Genomic DNA, 17175 nt, shown 5'->3' on the forward strand with positions numbered 1-17175 from the left:
GCGGAGCGGGCCGCCTACTCGGCCCGGCCCGGACCCTTGATCCCGAGGGCCCGGGTCGTCGCGGGGCTCACCAGGAGCACCAGCGCGGCGATCGCGACGACGGCCAGGGCGATACCGCCCGGGATGGCCATGCTGTCGGCCCGGAGCAGGTTGTAGGCCACCGGCAGGGCCATGAGTTGGGTGATCACCGCGGGCCCGCGGCTCCAGCCGCGCCGCAGCAGCAGGCCGCGGGCGGCGAGCGACGGCAGCAGCGCCAGCACCAGCAGGGTGATCCCGCCGGTAACGGCCTGCCGGCGGTCGTCCGGGGCGCCGGTGAGCCCGAGGACGAGGATCCACACGCCCCCGATCACCAGGGCGGCGCCCTCCAGCGCGGTCAGCGCGGCCGCGTACGTCAGCCGGCGCGGACGCGGCTCGGTGCCCACGGGGGCTTCGGCGGTGTCCGGGGTGCGGTTCTGCTGACTGCTCACCCCTGAAGGGTATCCGCCGGCCGTCCGCGGCGGCCCCGGCAGGCCCGGGGTGCGGCCCTCCGCACGAGCGTCCACGTGGGCAGGCTCACGTCCCCCTCTCTTACCGGATCCCTACCTCGGTCTGGGCCGGGTACCACCCAGTAGGTACGCTGCCATCCATGCGTGCACTTCTCGTGGTCAATCCGGCGGCAACCACCACAAGCGCACGCAGGCGTGACGTCCTGATCCACGCGCTGGCGAGCGAGATGAAGCTCGAGGCGGTCACCACCGAGTACCGCGGCCACGCACGCGACCTGGGCCGGCAGGCCGCGCAGAGCTCGGACATAGACCTGGTCGTGGCCCTCGGCGGCGACGGCACCGTCAACGAGGTCGTCAACGGCCTGCTGCACGCCGGCCCCGACCCGGACCGGCTGCCCGGGCTCGCCGTGGTCCCGGGCGGGTCCACCAATGTGTTCGCCCGCGCGCTCGGCCTGCCCAACGACTCGGTCGAGGCGACCGGCGCCCTGCTGGACGCCCTGCGCGAGAACACCGAGCGGGTCGTCGGCCTGGGCCTGGCCTCGGGCACGCCGGGCACCGAGGACGAGGCGGTGCCGGAGCGCTGGTTCACGTTCAACGCGGGGCTGGGCTTCGACGCGGGCGTGGTCGGCCGGGTGGAGCAGCAGCGCGAGCGCGGGAAGAAGTCGACGCACGCGCTGTACGTGCGCCAGGTGGTCCGCCAGTTCCTCGGCGAGCAGCACCGGCGGCACGGCCCGATCACCCTCGAGCGGGCCGGCGCGGACCCGGTCACCGATCTCGTCGTCGCCATAGCCTCGAACACGTCCCCGTGGACGTATCTCGGCAATCGCCCGATGTACGCGTCACCTAAGGCCTCGTTCGACACCGGCCTCGACGTACTCGGTCTCAGCCGTCTGTCCACGGCCGCGGTTGCCCGGTATGGCACCCAGTTGCTCACTTCGTCCCCCGAGCGGGGACCCCATGGGAAGCACGCCGTCTCACTCCATGATCTGGACCGGTTCACCTTGCATTCGAAGGTGCCCCTGCCCCTTCAGATGGACGGTGACCACCTGGGGCTGCGTACGAGCGTGACGTTCACAGGCGTACGCCGCGCACTGCGTGTGATTGTGTGAGTGGAAGAGGCGAAAGTCCTTTCACTCGAACGTTTAGGCCAGGGTCCACCCCATGGAAGTACGGCTGTGACCCAGTCGACACCGAGGAATCAAAAAAAACTTTCCGGAAGGGGTTGTATCCGCCGCTGAGGTTTGCGAGTCTCTACGTGGCGATCGGGACGGCCCGCAGGAACGGCCTCCACTGATCACCGGAACCCCTCTACAAACCAAGGACCACGCCGGGGAAGACTCGGCGGTCGGCCCTTCACTTGTTGAGGGATTCGTGAAAGCGTTCACATTCACAAGCAACTTGCACGTAATACCAAGGAGAGGTAGCAGCCATGGACTGGCGTCACAACGCCGTTTGCCGCGAGGAAGACCCCGAGCTCTTCTTCCCCATCGGCAACACCGGTCCTGCGCTGCTGCAGATCGAGGAAGCCAAGGCCGTCTGCCGTCGCTGCCCCGTTATGGATCAGTGTCTGCAGTGGGCGCTCGAGTCCGGTCAGGACTCCGGCGTCTGGGGTGGTCTCAGCGAGGACGAGCGCCGCGCCATGAAGCGCCGCGCCGCCCGCAACCGGGCTCGTCAGGCCTCCGCCTGACATCCCCACCCCGATGACAGCCTAAGCTTGGCGGCGCGTACACCGCGTACGCATCTCCCGCCCCCGAGCCGCAGCGCGCAGTACCCCCGATGCGCATAGCTTCGAGCTTCAGCCCCGGATCACCAAGTGGTCCGGGGCTCAATGCTGTCCGGGGACGAGCGGGCTCACTTCTGCGCGCGCACCGGGAGGTCGAGGATCACCCGGGTCCCCCGCTCCGGCGCCGGGACCATGTCGAAGGTTCCGCCCAACTCGCCCTCCACCAGCGTCCGTACGATCTGCAGGCCGAGGTTGCCCGAGCGGTGCGGGTCGAATCCCTCGGGCAGGCCGACGCCGTCGTCCTGGACGGTGACCAGCAGGCGGGCCTCCTTGGAGGTGCCGCCGCGGACCGCGGAGACCTCGACCGTGCCGGTGTCGCCCTCGCGGAAGCCGTGCTCAAGGGCGTTCTGCAGCACCTCGGTGAGCACCATCGACAGCGGGGTGGCGACCTCGGCGTCGAGTATGCCGAAGCGCCCGCTGCGCCGGCCGGTCACCTTGCCCGGTGAGATCTCGGCGACCATCGCGAGCACGCGGTCGGCGATGTCGTCGAACTCCACGCGCTCGTCCAGGTTCTGGGAGAGCGTCTCGTGCACGATGGCGATCGAGCCGACCCGGCGGACCGCCTCCTCCAGAGCCTCCCGGCCGCGCTCGGAACCGATGCGCCGGGCCTGGAGCCTGAGCAGGGCGGCGACGGTCTGCAGGTTGTTCTTCACCCGGTGGTGGATCTCCCGGATGGTCGCGTCCTTGGTGATCAACTCCCGCTCGCGGCGGCGCAGTTCGGTCACGTCCCGGCACAGCACCAGCGAACCGATGCGGGTGCCCTTGGGCTTGAGCGGAATGGTCCTGAACTGGATGACCCCGTCGTTCGCCTCGATCTCGAACTCCCGCGGCGCCCAGCCGCTCGCCACCTTGGCGAGCGCCTCGTCCACCGGGCCCCGGGTGGGCGCGAGTTCGGCGGTGGTCCGCCCCAGGTGGTGACCGACCAGGTCGGCGGCGAGACCGAGCCGGTGGTAGGCGGACAGGGCGTTCGGCGAGGCGTACTGGACCGTGCCGTCCGCGTCCAGCCGGATCAGTCCGTCGCCGACCCGCGGCGAGGCGTCCATGTCGACCTGCTGGTCGGGGAAGGGGAAGGAGCCGGCCGCGATCATCTGCGCCAGGTCGGAGGCGCTCTGCAGATAGGTCAGCTCGAGCCGGCTGGGGGTGCGGACGGTGAGCAGGTTGGTATTGCGGGCGATGACCCCGAGGACCCGGCCGGCCCTTCGCACGGGGATGGACTCGACCCGGACGGGGACCTCCTCGCGCCACTCCGGGTCGCCCTCGCGCACGATCCGGCCCTCGTCGAGCGCCGCGTCCAGCATGGGCCGCCGGCCGCGGGGGACTAGATGGCCGACCATGTCGTCCTGGTACGAGGTCGGGCCGGTGTTGGGGCGCATCTGGGCGACCGAGACGTACCGGGTGCCGTCGCTGGTCGGGACCCACAGGACCAGGTCGGCGAAGGAGAGGTCGGAGAGCAGCTGCCACTCCGAGACCAGCAGGTGGAGCCACTCGAGGTCGGAGTCGTCGAGGGCCGTGTGCTGGCGTACGAGTTCGTTCATGGAGGGCACCCTGCGAGCGTACCCGGGGCCGCACGGGTGACCGAAAAACACCCGCGGGCCGCGGCGCCTGGAAGGGACCCTCAACCCTTCCGGCACCGCAGCCCGGAGCATCATCGGCCGCGGGGTGTGCGGTCCCGGCCGGCCGAAGGCCGAGGAGCCGGGGCAGTCAGGGCAGAGAGCTCCGGGTCCTCGGTCCGCCTTCCTGTGCGGGGAAGACGGAAGCTGTTCATTTTTCCCTACGGGATCCCCTTGTGCATTGTGGACTAGACCACGAGGGGCTGTCCATGTGCGCGGAGGGATGCGTCGAGACGGCACTCGATGCCACGCAGCCTAGCCCGCCGGGGTCAGCCACGGGGCCAGATGGCCATGGCAATTTCGGCCAGCGCCTGAAGTTCCGCCCGGGTCGCGCCGTCCCGGGCCTGCTGGGACATGCCGTGGAGCACCGCCGTCACATGCCGGGCGAGCGCCCCGGCGTCGGTGCCCGCGGGCAGCAGGCCGGCCGCCACGTCGGCCCGGACCCGGGACTCCAGAGTGGCCAGGGCCGCGTCGCGCCGGTCCCGCAGCAGCCGCTCGACCTCGGGAGTCGTGCAGTTGGTGGCGGCGTGCGCGACCAGGCAGCCGTAGGGGTGCTCCGGGTCGGTGTACCGGACGGCGGCCTCGCGCAGCGTGCGCTCGACGGCGGCCCGGGCGGTGGGCTCCTCGGCCAGGGCGCGGTCACCGAAGGCGCCGTGGGTGCCTGCGTAGACCCGGACCACCTCCTCGAAGAGGGTCCGCTTGTCCCCGAAGGCCGCGTAGAGGCTCGGGGCGCCGATGCCCATGATCCGGGTGAGGTCGGAGACCGAGGTGGCCTCGTAGCCGTGCCGCCAGAACGCCGTCAGCGCCTTCTCCAGCGCGGTCGTACGGTCGAAGGAGCGCGGGCGCCCCCGGGATCTCGACGGGCTGGCCTGCGCGTTCGTCTCCTGACCGGTCACCATGACGGGCATTCTATAGCGACCCCTAGAAAAATGACCGCGCCGTACGGTACGGTCTTTTTGTAGCGCTCGTTAGGGAAGCTCTGGAATCGGGCCTCCGCACCCCTGCCCCGGCCCCCGCATTCTGTTAGATTGGTCTAAACCACATGGATTTCCCAGACATCAAGCCCTCTTGAGAACGGCAGGCCCAGCGTGGAAGTTGTCATCGTCCCGGACGCCGCGGCGGGCGGCGAGCTGATCGCCGAGGCCATGGCCGAGCTGCTGCGGCGCAAGCCCGACGCGCTGCTCGGTGTGGCCACCGGCTCCACTCCGCTGCCCATCTACCAGGCGCTGACCTCCAAATGGCGCTCCGGCGCGGTGGACACCACCCGGGCGCGCATAGCCCAGCTCGACGAGTACGTGGGGCTGCCCGCCGACCATCCCGAGTCCTACCGCTCGGTGCTGCGCCGGGAGGTGCTGGAGCCGCTCGGCATCGGGATGGAGTCCTTCATCGGACCGGACGGCACCGCCGAGGACGTCCAGGCGGCCTGCGAGGCCTACGACCGCGCGCTCGCCGGGGCAGGCGGGGTGGACCTGCAGCTCCTCGGGATCGGCACGGACGGGCACATCGGGTTCAACGAGCCCTGCTCCTCGCTCGCCTCCCGGACCCGCATCAAGACGCTGACCGAGCAGACCCGCGTCGACAACGCGCGCTTCTTCGACGGTGACATCGCGCAGGTCCCGCACCACGTGATCACCCAGGGCATCGGCACCATCCTGGAGGCCCGCCACCTGGTGCTGCTGGCCACCGGCGAGGGCAAGGCCGACGCGGTCGCCGCCACCGTCGAGGGCCCGGTCGCGGCCGTCTGCCCGGCCTCGGCGCTCCAGCTCCACCCGCACGCCACGGTGGTCGTCGACGAGGCCGCCGCCGGCAAGCTCAAGCTGGCCGACTACTTCCGCCACACCTACGCCAACAAGCCCGACTGGCAGGGCATATAGAAGACGTTCCGCCCGCCCGGCCCGGCACGCCGGGCGGGACGCCGGGCGGGACGCCGGGGCCGCTGGACTAGACCAGCAGAGGGCACCCCGGTATACAGAGGGGATCACGGAGCGTGCGGGTGGAGCCTGACACACGAAGCCGTGCCACGATGTGAGCCGTGGCCGACGGTCGGTCGGCCGCTTTCGGCATCCGGAGCCGGGAAGGCAGAACATGAGCACCGACGTCAGCAGTGCGGAGAACGAGGCCGGCACGACCGTCCGTACCGCGCGTGTGCCCAAGTACTACCGCTTGAAGAAGCACCTGCTCGACATGACGGAGACGCAGGCGCCGGGCACGCCGGTCCCGCCGGAGCGCACGCTGGCGGCCGAGTTCGACACCTCCCGCACCACCGTCCGGCAGGCCCTGCAGGAGCTCGTCGTCGAGGGCCGGCTCGAGCGCATCCAGGGCAAGGGGACGTTCGTCGCCAAGCCGAAGGTGTCCCAGGCGCTGCAACTGACCTCCTACACCGAGGACATGCGTGCCCAGGGCCTGGAGCCCACCTCGCAGCTGCTGGACATCGGGTACATCACCGCCGACGAGCGGCTCGCCGAGCTGCTGGACATAACGGCGGGCGGCCGGGTGCTGCGCATCGAGCGGCTGCGCATGGCCAACGGCGAGCCCATGGCCATCGAGACCACCCATCTGTCGGCCAAGCGCTTCCCCGCGCTCAGGCGGTCGCTGGTGAAGTACACGTCCCTGTACACCGCGCTCGCCGAGGTCTACGGCGTCCACCTCGCCGAGGCCGAGGAGACCATCGAGACCTCCCTGGCCACCCCGCGCGAGGCGGGCCTGCTCGGCACCGACGTCGGGCTGCCGATGCTGATGCTCTCCCGGCACTCCCTGGACGGCGACGGTCAGCCGGTGGAGTGGGTGAGATCCGTCTACCGCGGTGACCGGTACAAGTTCGTCGCCCGTCTCAAGCGCCCCCAGGACTGACCGGCGGCGGAAACCTTCACGCTCCGCACGCGAAATCGATATGCCGATATGCGGACGAGGTCTTCCGCTGCCACGACGGCGTCACCTAGATTGCCTGCGCATTACACAGGTGATCAGTGAGGGGACGGAGCCGTGGCATGTCCGAAGCGCAAGAAGTGAGACCACCGGTGGTGACACCGGTCCGCGTCGTCATCGGCCTGTGTCTCGTCGCGCCGTTCGTGGCGATGCTGTGGGTCGGCTCGTACGCCAAGACGGACCCCGCGTTCATCGGGATCCCGTTCTTCTACTGGTACCAGATGCTGTGGGTGCTGATCTCCACCGCGCTCACCATGCTGGCCTACAAGCTGTGGCAGCGTGACCAGCGCGCCCGCCGGGTCCAGGACGGGGGTGCGGCGAAGTGAAGGACGGCGTCAACGGCGTCGCGCTCGGCGTCTTCATCTTCTTCTTCCTGGCCGTCACGGTCCTGGGCTTCCTGGCCGCGCGCTGGCGCAAGGCCGACAATGAGCACTCCCTGGACGAATGGGGCCTCGGCGGACGGTCGTTCGGCACCTGGATCACCTGGTTCCTGCTCGGCGGCGACCTGTACACCGCGTACACCTTCGTCGCCGTGCCGGCGGCGATCTACGCGGCGGGCGCGGCCGGTTTCTTCGCGGTCCCGTACACGATCCTGGTCTACCCGCTGATCTTCACCTTCCTGCCCCGCCTGTGGTCGGTCTCGCACCGCCACGGCTACGTCACCACCTCGGACTTCGTGCGCGGCAGGTTCGGCTCCAAGGGCCTGTCGCTGGCCGTGGCGGTCACCGGCATCCTCGCGACGATGCCGTACATCGCGCTCCAGCTCGTGGGCATCCAGGCGGTGCTGGACGTGATGGGCGTCGGCGGCGGCGAGAACACCAACTGGTTCGTGAAGGACCTGCCGCTGCTCATCGCCTTCGGCGTGCTGGCCGCGTACACCTACTCGTCGGGGCTGCGCGCCCCCGCCCTCATCGCGTTCGTCAAGGACGCGCTGATCTACATCGTCATCGCGGTGGCGATCATCTACATCCCGATCAAGCTGGGCGGCTTCGACGACATCTTCGCCAAGGCGGGCGACGCCTTCAGCCAGGTGAACCCGGCCACCGGCAAACCGCGCGGCGCGCTCGCCCCGGCGGAGGCGGGCCAGTGGACGTACGCCACGCTGGCGCTGGGCTCCGCGCTCGCCCTGTTCATGTACCCGCACTCGATCACCGCGACCCTGTCCTCGAAGAGCCGTGAGGTGATCCGCCGCAACACCACGATCCTGCCGCTGTACTCGCTGATGCTCGGCCTGCTGGCCCTGCTCGGCTTCATGGCGATCGCGGCCGGGGTGAAGGTCGCCAACGGCCAGCTCGCGATCCCGCAGCTGTTCGAGGACATGTTCCCGGACTGGTTCGCCGGCGTGGCCTTCGCGGCGATCGGCATCGGCGCCCTGGTGCCCGCGGCCATCATGTCCATCGCGGCGGCGAACCTCTTCACCCGCAACATCTACAAGGACTTCATCAAGCCGGACGCGACGCCCAAGGAGGAGACCCGGGTCTCCAAGATCGTGTCGCTGCTGGTGAAGGTGGGCGCGCTGGTCTTCGTGCTGACGATGGACAAGACGGTCGCCATCAACTTCCAGCTCCTGGGCGGCATCTGGATCCTGCAGACCTTCCCGGCCCTGGTCGGCGGCCTGTTCACCCGCTGGTTCCACCGCTGGGCGCTGCTCGCCGGCTGGGCGGTCGGCATGGTGTACGGCACGCTCGCCGCGTACGGGGTGGCCTCGCCCACCCAGGCGCACTTCGGCGGCTCCGCGAAGGAGATCCCGGGCATCGGGGAGATCGGCTACATCGGTCTCACCGCGTTCGTGCTCAACGTCGTGGTCACCGTGGTGCTCACCTTCGTCCTGAAGGCCGTGAAGGCCCCCGAGGGCCTCGACGAGACCCGGCCGGAGGACTACACGGCCGACGCGGGCGACCCGGGGGTCGAGGTGGAACTCCCGCCCGCCACCGCGGGCAGCGCCCACTAGCGCGACCGGTCACGAACCACCCCGCAGCGGGCCGCCGACAGCACCGACGTCGGCGGCCCGCTGCCGTGCGATCTGACGCTGCGGAGCCACCGCAACACGCAGCAGCCACAACATGTGGGGGTGCCACGGCAGCCCGGCACTAGATGTATGCTCATGCTCGCTGTCGCCGCAGGGGAATCCGGTGCAAATCCGGAACTGTCCCGCAACGGTGTACTCGTGTGCCCCCGCACGCCTGTTTCAGTCCGAGGACCTGCCGGCAGCGTGCGCCCGGCCGTCCGGCCCGGGTGCTCATCGACGTCCGGGCCTCGTGGAATGGGCCGGTGGACGCGGCGCCGTGCGCGCCCGCGCTGCCTCCTGCCCTCCGCAAGGCCCCGTGCCGAGCGAGGGAGAGCCCCACGTGACCATCGCGCCAGCCGACCCGGCTTCAGCCACCCCGGCGAGCGGAGCCCCGGTGGAGACCGACGGTCCCGGTGCCGCGCTGCTGCGGACCCTGACCGAGCTGACCGCCGACCTCCCCGACGCCGACCCCGGCCGGGTCGCCGCCGCCGCGCTGCGCGGCCGGTCGGCCCGGGCCGACGAGGCGGAGTTGCGCGAGCTGGCCACGGAGTCGGCCGCCGGCCTGATCTCCGAGGACCCCGCCTACTCCCGGCTGGCGGCGAGGCTGCTGACCGTCTCCATCCGCGACGAGGCCGCCTCGCAGGGCGTCACCTCCTTCACCGGGTCCGTCGCCGTGGGCCACCGCGAGGGCCTGATCGCCGACCGCACCGCGGAGTTCGTGCGTCTGCACGCCGAGCGGCTCGACGCGCTGGTCGACCCGGCGGCCGACGACCGCTTCGGCTACTTCGGTCTGCGCACCCTGCACAGCCGCTACCTGCTCCGCCACCCCATCACCCGCAAGGTGATCGAGACGCCCCAGCACTTCATGCTGCGCGTCGCCGCCGGGCTGGCCGAGGACGACAGCGCCCGCTCCGTGGACGAGGTCGCCTCGCTGTACGGCCTGATGAGCCGGCTCGACTACCTGCCCTCCTCCCCCACCCTGTTCAACTCCGGCACCCGGCACCCGCAGATGTCGTCCTGCTACCTCCTCGACTCCCCGCTGGACGAGCTGGACTCCATCTACGACCGCTACCACCAGGTCGCCCGCCTCTCCAAGCACGCCGGCGGCATCGGTCTGTCGTACTCCCGCGTCCGCAGCCGCGGTTCGCTGATCCGCGGCACCAACGGGCACTCCAACGGCATCGTGCCGTTCCTGAAGACGCTGGACGCCTCGGTGGCCGCGGTGAACCAGGGCGGCCGGCGCAAGGGCGCGGCCGCGGTGTACCTGGAGACCTGGCACTCCGACATCGAGGAGTTCCTGGAACTGCGCGACAACACCGGTGAGGACGCCCGCCGTACGCACAACCTGAACCTGGCGCACTGGATCCCGGACGAGTTCATGCGCCGGGTCGACGCCGACGGGCAGTGGTCGCTGTTCTCCCCGGCGGACGTGCCGGAGCTGGTGGACCTGTGGGGCGAGGAGTTCGACACCGCCTACCGCGCGGCGGAGGCCGCCGGGCTCGCGAGGAAGACGATGCCGGCCCGGGACCTGTACGGCCGCATGATGCGCACCCTCGCGCAGACCGGCAACGGCTGGATGACCTTCAAGGACGCCGCCAACCGCACCGCCAACCAGACGGCGACCGCCGGGCACGTCGTGCACTCCTCCAACCTGTGCACGGAGATCCTGGAGGTCACCGACGACGGCGAGACGGCGGTCTGCAACCTGGGCTCGGTCAACCTCGGCGCCTTCGTGGACACCGCGACGGGCGACCTCGACTGGGAGCGGCTCGACGACACCGTCCGCACGGCCGTGACCTTCCTCGACCGCGTGGTCGACATCAACTTCTACCCCACCGAGCAGGCGGGCCGGTCGAACGCCAACTGGCGTCCGGTGGGCCTGGGCGCGATGGGCCTGCAGGACGTCTTCTTCAAGCTGCGGCTGCCCTTCGACTCCCCCGAGGCGAAGGCCCTGTCCACCCGGATCGCCGAGCGGATCATGCTCGCCGCGTACGAGGCCTCCGCGGACCTCGCCGAGCGCAACGGTCCGCTGCCGGCCTGGCGCAAGACGCGCACCGCCCAAGGCGTGCTGCACCCCGACCACTACGGCGTGGAGTTCACCTGGCCGGAGCGCTGGGCGGCGCTGCGGGAGCGGATCGCCCGGGTCGGCATGCGCAACTCGCTGCTCCTGGCCATCGCGCCCACCGCGACCATCGCGTCCATCGCCGGTGTGTACGAGTGCATCGAGCCGCAGGTGTCCAACCTGTTCAAGCGCGAGACGCTCTCGGGCGAGTTCCTCCAGGTGAACTCCTACCTGGTGGACGAGCTCAAGCGGCTCGGCGTGTGGGACGCCCAGACCCGTGAGGCGCTGCGCGAGTCCAACGGCTCGGTGCAGGGCTTCACCTGGGTGCCGCAGGACGTCCGCGACCTGTACCGCACGGCGTGGGAGATCCCGCAGCGCGGCCTCATCGACATGGCGGCCGCCCGCACCCCGTTCCTCGACCAGGCGCAGTCGCTGAACCTGTTCCTGGAGACGCCGACCATCGGCAAGCTCTCCTCGATGTACGCCTACGCCTGGAAGTCCGGGCTGAAGACGACGTACTACCTGCGCTCGCGCCCGGCGACGAGGATCGCCCGCGCCGCACGGGCGCAGACCCGAGCCACCGTCCCCGTGCAGCAGATCGCCGACCCCGACGCGGTCGCCTGCTCCCTTGAGAACCCCGAGTCCTGCGAGGCCTGCCAGTGATGACCAGCGAAGCCAAGAACCTGCTCGACCCCGGCTTCGAGCTGACCCTCCGCCCGATGCGCTACCCGGACTTCTACGAGCGCTACCGGGACGCCATCAAGAACACCTGGACCGTCGAGGAGGTCGACCTCCACTCGGACGTCGCCGACCTCGCGAAGCTGTCCCCGGCCGAACAGCACCTGATCGGCCGTCTGGTCGCCTTCTTCGCGACGGGCGACTCGATCGTCGCGAACAACCTGGTGCTGACCCTCTACAAGCACATCAACTCCCCCGAGGCCCGGCTGTACCTGAGCCGCCAGCTCTTCGAGGAGGCCGTGCACGTCCAGTTCTACCTGACGCTGCTGGACACCTACCTGCCCGATCCGGACGACCGGGCGGCGGCGTTCGCCGCGGTGGAGAACATCCCCTCCATCCGCGAGAAGGCCGGGTTCTGCTTCAAGTGGATCAACGAGGTGGAGAAGCTGGACCGGCTGGAGTCCAAGGCCGACCGCCGCCGCTTCCTGCTGAACCTCATCTGCTTCGCCGCCTGCATCGAGGGTCTGTTCTTCTACGGCGCCTTCGCCTACGTCTACTGGTTCCGCAGCCGGGGCCTGCTGCACGGCCTGGCCACCGGCACCAACTGGGTGTTCCGCGACGAGACGATGCACATGTCCTTCGCCTTCGACGTGGTCGACACCGTCCGCAAGGAGGAGCCGGACCTCTTCGACGACGAGCTGCGCGAGCAGGTCACGGACATGCTGCGGGAGGCCGTCGAGGCCGAGCTGCAGTTCGCGCGCGACCTGTGCGGCGACGGCCTCCCGGGGATGAACACCGAGTCGATGCGGCAGTACCTGGAGTGCGTCGCCGACCAGCGCCTGACGCGCCTGGGCTTCGCTCCGGTGTACGGCTCGGAGAACCCGTTCTCCTTCATGGAGCTGCAGGGCGTTCAGGAGCTGACGAACTTCTTCGAGCGCCGTCCGTCGGCGTACCAGGTGGCCGTGGAGGGCACGGTCGACCTGGACGAGGACTTCTGAGCCTCCTTCCTGCGGCTCGTCGTGTCCTGGTCCGCCTGAGCCTCCCTGAGTTGTCGGTCGACGCGCCGGTCGCGGGCGATGCCGAGCACGGACGGGAGGATCAGCAGGACCAGGATGCCGAGCGTGGCGAGCATTCCGATCAGGCCTTCGATCTGGTTTCCGGTCATGACACCAATGTCGCGCCGGACGCTCCTTACCGACAGTGGCAGGACTGCCGTGCACCCTCGATTTACTGCCAGCTTCGGGGCACACTGGCAGCATGCTGAGGAATGTGGCGGCGGTACTGCTGGACGGCGTGCATCCCTTCGAGCTGGGGGTGGTGTGCGAGGTCTTCGGCATCGACCGCAGTGACGAGGGCCTGCCCGTGTACGACTTCGCCGTGGTCTCGGCGGAGGGACCGGCGCTGAGCACCCATGTCGGCGGGCTCACCGTGTCGACGCCGTACGGTCTGGAGCGGCTGGAGGAGGCCGACCTGATCGCGGTGCCGGCCGGCAGCGACTACGTCACCCGGGAGTATCCGCCCGCACTGCTCGACGCCCTGGTGCGGGCCGTGGAGCGGGGCACCCGGGTGCTCAGCGTGTGCTCGGGCGTCTTCGTGCTCGGCGCCGCCGGACTGCTCGACGGCCGGCGGTGCAGTGTGCACTGGCGGCAGGCGGGGGAACTGGCGCTGCGCAATCCCCGGGCGCTCATCGAGCCGGACGTCCTGTACGTCGACGAGGACCCGGTGATCACCTCCGCCGGCACCGCGGCCGGCATCGACGCCTGTCTGCACCTCGTGCGCAAGGAGCAGGGCCCGGAGGTCGCGAAGAAGATCGCCCGGCGGATGGTGGTGCCGCCGCACCGGGACGGCGGACAGGCGCAGTACATCGAGCGGCCGCTGCCCGCGGCTCGCTGCGACACGGTCGGCGAGGTGCTGGTGTGGATGGAGGGGCACCTGGACCGGGAGGTGACCGTGGAACAGCTCGCCGCCCGCGCCCACATGGCCCCGCGCACCTTCGCCCGCCGCTTCCAGCAGGAGACGGGCACGACCCCCTACCGCTGGCTGCTGCGCCAGCGGGTGCTGCTGGCACAGGAACTGCTGGAGGGCACGGACGAGACCATGGACGCCATCGCCTCCCGCACCGGCTTCGGTACGGCGGCGGCGCTGCGCCACCAGTTCGTCCGCGCCCTCGGCACGACCCCGAACGCCTACCGGCGCGCGTTCCGCGGCCCCGAGGCCGCCTGAGCGCGCCGGCGGCGGCCTACCAGGGCACCGGCTTCAGCAGCAGCTTCTGCGGCCGCAGCGTGATGCCCACCCGGGTGCTGTCGTCCGACCCGCCGGCCTGCTCGAAGCGGTACTTCGCCGAGACCGCCGCGGTGATCAGGGTGAGCTGGGCCATGGAGAAGTGGTCGCTGGGGCACTTGCGGTTGCCGACGCTGAACGGGCTCATCGCGTACTTCGGCACCTCCTTGGCCCGCTCCGGCAGCCAGCGGTCGGGGTCGAAGTCGAGGTGGCGGCCGTAGGAGCCGGGGTCGCGCTGGACGGCGTACGGGCTGTAGACGATGTCCGCGCCCGCCGGAATGCGATAGCCGCCCAGCGTGGTGTCGGTGATCGCGCGCCGGGTCAGAATCCATACGGCGGGCCGCAGCCGCATGGCCTCGACGACGACATTGTTGGTGTGGGTGAGCCGGCGGACGTGCTCGAATGCGACGGGCCGGCCGCCGGTCACGGATTCGACCTCGGCGCGCACCTTCTCGGCGTGTTCCGGGTGTTCCGCGAGCACCTGGAGCAGCCACATGATCGTGGAGGCGACCGTTTCGCTTCCCGGGGTGACTATCGCCACCACCTGGTCGTGAATCTCCTGCTCCCCGATGGGCTCCCCATTGTCGTCCTTCGCCTCCAGCAATGCCGTCAGCAAATCGTCCGGCTTTTGACCGGATGCCCTCCGCTCGGCGACGATCTCGTCGACCAGGAGATGCAGATCGGCCAGTGCCCGGTTGAATTCGCGGTTGGCCGGGAACGGCAGCCGGTACAGCGGTCCGAGCGGGACGACCATCCGGCGGTACATACCGCGGAAGACGGTGGCGAGGTCGGCGCTCAGCCGCTCGGCGCGCTCGTCCATGTACTCGCCGCGCAGCAGGCAGCGGGCGGCGATGCGCACCGCGACCCGGAAGGACTCCGAGGTGCAGTCGACGGCCGCGCCGGGCCGCCAGCGCTCGGTCAGCGCGTGCGCCTCCTCCTCCATGACGGGGCCGTAGGCGGGGACGGCGTCGAGCCGGAACGCGGGCTGGATGGTGCGCCGCTGGCGCCGGTGCCGAGGGCCGTTCGCGGTGGCCACGCCCTCCTTGCCGAGCAGGCCCTCCAGGGACTCCCACAGCGGCCCGTCGATCCGGTAGTCCGTGCTGAGCGCGAGCGCGCCGGTGAGCGCCGGGGTGGTGACCGCGTACACCGTCTTGGGGCCGAGCTTGAGGCGCACCACGTCGCCGTGCGCGCGCAGCCCGGTCATGAAGGCGAGCGGGTCGCGGACCAGCTTGAGGCCGTGCCCGAGGACCGGGACGGCGCCGCCGGCGAGCGGGGGCTCGCGCAGCTCCGGCGCTTCGGAGGGCTGGGGCTTGACGGATTCGACGGTCATTTCTCACCTGCCGCTTCGTTGGTGACGTACGGGGGTGTGGACCGGTCCTCCCAGCTGTCGACCATGTACCGGCCCGACTCGTGGTGGAACCAGTAGACGGCGCTGAACCAGTTGCGCATGTTTCCGACGCAGGCGCGGACGGCGGTGCCGAGTTCCTTTCCCGACACCGTGCCGTCGTCGGCGAGTTCGTCGGCGAACCGCAGGGCCTCGCTTTCGGCGACCAGGAATTCGCCGACGCACCGCTCCACCCGCAGTCTGATTTCCTCGACCGCTTCCTCCAGGGTCAGACCCTGATGTGTGACGAGACTGATGCCGAGATTGTGCACCTCGTCGCCCGCGATTTCCTTGGGCAGTGAGCAGAGGTCGTTGTACCAGGCGGCGAATTCCTGGCTCAGCAGCGCCGGACGGCGGTACACAGGGTTTTTCCGCACGGCGTCCGGGAGTTCGCGTCCGGCGCTCGGCTCCAGGAGATCCGTCCATATCCAGTGGGCGAAGGTGAGCCGTCGCAGGGCGAGGTACTCCTCGACCTGCGGGACGTACCCCCGGGTGCGGTTGTGGAACTCGCGGTCGTAGGCGTCGATCACCGCGTGGAAGTGCCGGGTGAAGCGCTGGTTCCAGGTGTGCGGCAGGAACGAGAACAGCCGCAGCACGCTGTCCGCGAGCCCCGCGACCACCGGGTCGGGATGGCCCAGGTGCTGCTGGGGCGCGTCGAGGGCCGCGTGCAGCCGGTGCCGCAGGCGCCGCCAGTCGGCGGCCCGGCCGTGGACGATGTCGCGGTCGTGGCGGTCGTCCCAGACGAAGAACCAGGCGCTGTAGTCGGCGATGGCCTGCAGCACCTCGTCGGAGGCGTCGGTGTAGTACCCCGCCATGAGGTCGGTGTAGCACAGGCCGTCGGCGTGTTCCCGGACCTTGTCCGCCGGCATGAGCCGCTTTTCGAGCAGCCACTGCCGGGTCTTCTCCTGGAGCTTCGGCCAATACGGGTGGAGTTGTCGTGGAAAGGAGTCCTCGATCACCGGAAGTGCGAGAGACGGCGGCACCGCCGACGAGGCCGTCGATGTGGTGCCGGGTGAGAAAGCGTGCACGAACTGTCCCCTCTCAGCCGCCAGGAGCGCACACCCTCCATGTCGTGCCGGGCATGCGCCGTTGCGTAACCCCCCGGTTACCATTCAGCACTACAACTGACCGTCCAGGGAACGGATTTGCTTCAATCGCCACCCCTGATTGCCGGGATTCACGTGGCGAACAAATGAACGACGCCCGGCCGGGACGGATCCCGGACGGGCGTCGTGACGGACGTCGTCGCTGCTCTGCGCGGCGGCCGGGGTTCCGGCCGGGCGGCTCAGCCGTTGGCCACCACGGGGTAGCGGGGCTCGTTCTCGGCCATCTGCCGCAGCGCGTCCTTGCGGTCGCGCTTGGACAGGCGGTCGATGTAGAGGTAGCCGTACAGGTGGTCGGTCTCGTGCTGCAAACACCGTGCGAAGTAGCCGGTGCCGCGCACCCTGACCGGGTTGCCCTTCTCGTCCTGGCCGGTCACCTCGGCGTAGTCGGGACGCGCGAGCGAGGCGTACGCCGTGGGGACGGACAGGCAGCCCTCGTTGCTGTCGTCCAGCCTGCGCCGGTCGGCGGGCAGGTCGACCAGCTTCGGATTGCACACCACGCCGACGTGCCGGACGCCCTCGTCGTCCTGGCAGTCGTACACGAAGACCTTCAGGTCGACGCCGATCTGGTTGGCGGCCAGGCCCACGCCCTCGGCGGTGCGCTGGCTGGCGAACATGTCGGCGACCAGCCGGTCCAGCTCGGCGCCGAAATCGGTGACGTCCTTGCACTCCTTGTGCAGCACCGGGTTGCCGACGACCGTGATCGGCCGCGAGGTGCCGCGCTCGCGCCAGGTCCTCTCGCGCTCCTCGCAGTCCTCCGTGTCGACGACGTAGCCCTCGTCGTCGACGGGGAGCACGCCCGCGTGCTGCTGATCGGTGTCCTGCTGCGCCATGACCGACGTATGCCTTCCTGCAAG

At 70.1% G+C, this 17175-nt stretch carries 16 protein-coding genes and 1 riboswitch; of the genes, 9 read left to right on the forward strand and 7 right to left on the reverse strand.

Annotated elements, in window-relative coordinates:
* Window positions 1-14 precede the first annotated feature (14 nt).
* The gene (locus TNCT1_RS00895; RefSeq protein ID WP_143627074.1) at window positions 15-467 is read right to left on the reverse strand and encodes a hypothetical protein; all 453 of its coding nucleotides are present in this window, start codon (window positions 465-467) and stop codon (window positions 15-17) included.
* Between the two features lie 158 nt (window positions 468-625).
* Here TNCT1_RS00895 and TNCT1_RS00900 point away from each other — a divergent pair, with 158 nt between their 5' ends.
* Together TNCT1_RS00900 and TNCT1_RS00905 are read left to right on the forward strand one after the other, a co-directional pair.
* On the forward strand, window positions 626-1594 hold the full coding sequence (locus TNCT1_RS00900; protein ID WP_143627076.1) for a diacylglycerol kinase family protein: 969 nt from the start codon (window positions 626-628) through the stop codon (window positions 1592-1594).
* 320 nt (window positions 1595-1914) lie between these two features.
* Entirely contained in the window at window positions 1915-2172 is a 258-nt protein-coding gene (locus tag TNCT1_RS00905) for a WhiB family transcriptional regulator (RefSeq protein WP_006142322.1), read from the forward strand.
* A 164-nt stretch (window positions 2173-2336) separates the two neighbouring features.
* Here the strand turns inward: TNCT1_RS00905 and TNCT1_RS00910 are convergent, their stop codons facing one another.
* Window positions 2337-3803 (reverse strand): sensor histidine kinase, encoded by a 1467-nt coding sequence (locus TNCT1_RS00910; RefSeq protein ID WP_143627078.1) that lies wholly within the window; start codon window positions 3801-3803, stop codon window positions 2337-2339.
* A 344-nt stretch (window positions 3804-4147) separates the two neighbouring features.
* The gene (locus tag TNCT1_RS00915; RefSeq protein WP_143627080.1) at window positions 4148-4777 is read right to left on the reverse strand and encodes a TetR/AcrR family transcriptional regulator; all 630 of its coding nucleotides are present in this window, start codon (window positions 4775-4777) and stop codon (window positions 4148-4150) included.
* A 189-nt stretch (window positions 4778-4966) separates the two neighbouring features.
* Here TNCT1_RS00915 and nagB point away from each other — a divergent pair, with 189 nt between their 5' ends.
* The 6 genes from nagB (at window position 4967) to TNCT1_RS00945 (ending at window position 12549) form a co-directional block, all read left to right on the forward strand.
* Window positions 4967-5752: a glucosamine-6-phosphate deaminase gene (gene nagB / locus TNCT1_RS00920; RefSeq protein ID WP_143627082.1), complete on the forward strand. Its 786-nt coding sequence runs from the start codon at window positions 4967-4969 to the stop codon at window positions 5750-5752.
* A gap of 211 nt (window positions 5753-5963) precedes the next feature.
* Window positions 5964-6728 carry a GntR family transcriptional regulator gene (locus TNCT1_RS00925; RefSeq protein WP_143627084.1) on the forward strand — a complete coding sequence of 255 codons (765 nt, stop codon included), beginning with the start codon at window positions 5964-5966 and terminating at the stop codon, window positions 6726-6728.
* A gap of 137 nt (window positions 6729-6865) precedes the next feature.
* Entirely contained in the window at window positions 6866-7129 is a 264-nt protein-coding gene (locus TNCT1_RS00930; RefSeq protein WP_174266087.1) for a DUF3311 domain-containing protein, read from the forward strand.
* A complete protein-coding gene (mctP, locus tag TNCT1_RS00935; protein ID WP_143627086.1) occupies window positions 7126-8754 on the forward strand; it encodes a monocarboxylate uptake permease MctP in 1629 nt (542 codons plus the stop codon). The genes TNCT1_RS00930 and mctP overlap by 4 nt, the downstream gene beginning before the upstream one ends.
* Before the next feature lie 140 nt (window positions 8755-8894).
* Window positions 8895-9027, forward strand: a riboswitch (cobalamin riboswitch).
* A 124-nt stretch (window positions 9028-9151) separates the two neighbouring features.
* Entirely contained in the window at window positions 9152-11536 is a 2385-nt protein-coding gene (locus TNCT1_RS00940) for a ribonucleoside-diphosphate reductase subunit alpha (protein ID WP_143627088.1), read from the forward strand.
* Entirely contained in the window at window positions 11536-12549 is a 1014-nt protein-coding gene (locus TNCT1_RS00945; protein ID WP_143627090.1) for a ribonucleotide-diphosphate reductase subunit beta, read from the forward strand. Before TNCT1_RS00940 ends, TNCT1_RS00945 begins: the two co-directional genes overlap by 1 nt.
* Here TNCT1_RS00945 and TNCT1_RS00950 read toward each other — a convergent pair.
* Window positions 12462-12716, reverse strand: coding sequence for a hypothetical protein (locus TNCT1_RS00950; RefSeq protein WP_143627092.1), 255 nt, complete (start codon window positions 12714-12716; stop codon window positions 12462-12464). The two genes, TNCT1_RS00945 and TNCT1_RS00950, sit on opposite strands and share 88 nt — an antisense overlap.
* A gap of 92 nt (window positions 12717-12808) precedes the next feature.
* Here TNCT1_RS00950 and TNCT1_RS00955 point away from each other — a divergent pair, with 92 nt between their 5' ends.
* Window positions 12809-13774: a helix-turn-helix domain-containing protein gene (locus TNCT1_RS00955; RefSeq protein ID WP_143627094.1), complete on the forward strand. Its 966-nt coding sequence runs from the start codon at window positions 12809-12811 to the stop codon at window positions 13772-13774.
* Window positions 13775-13790: 16 nt separating this feature from the next.
* Here TNCT1_RS00955 and TNCT1_RS00960 read toward each other — a convergent pair whose 3' ends face one another.
* From TNCT1_RS00960 to def, 3 genes are all read right to left on the reverse strand, one after another.
* Entirely contained in the window at window positions 13791-15161 is a 1371-nt protein-coding gene (locus tag TNCT1_RS00960; RefSeq protein WP_143627096.1) for a cytochrome P450, read from the reverse strand.
* Entirely contained in the window at window positions 15158-16243 is a 1086-nt protein-coding gene (cyc1, locus tag TNCT1_RS00965; RefSeq protein ID WP_143627098.1) for an epi-isozizaene synthase, read from the reverse strand. Before cyc1 ends, TNCT1_RS00960 begins: the two co-directional genes overlap by 4 nt.
* A 257-nt stretch (window positions 16244-16500) precedes the next feature.
* On the reverse strand, window positions 16501-17151 hold the full coding sequence (gene def, locus TNCT1_RS00970; RefSeq protein ID WP_143627100.1) for a peptide deformylase: 651 nt from the start codon (window positions 17149-17151) through the stop codon (window positions 16501-16503).
* Between the last annotated feature and the right edge of the window lie 24 nt (window positions 17152-17175).

It is taken from the genome of Streptomyces sp. 1-11 (assembly GCF_007176755.1).
Classification (GTDB): domain Bacteria; phylum Actinomycetota; class Actinomycetes; order Streptomycetales; family Streptomycetaceae; genus Streptomyces.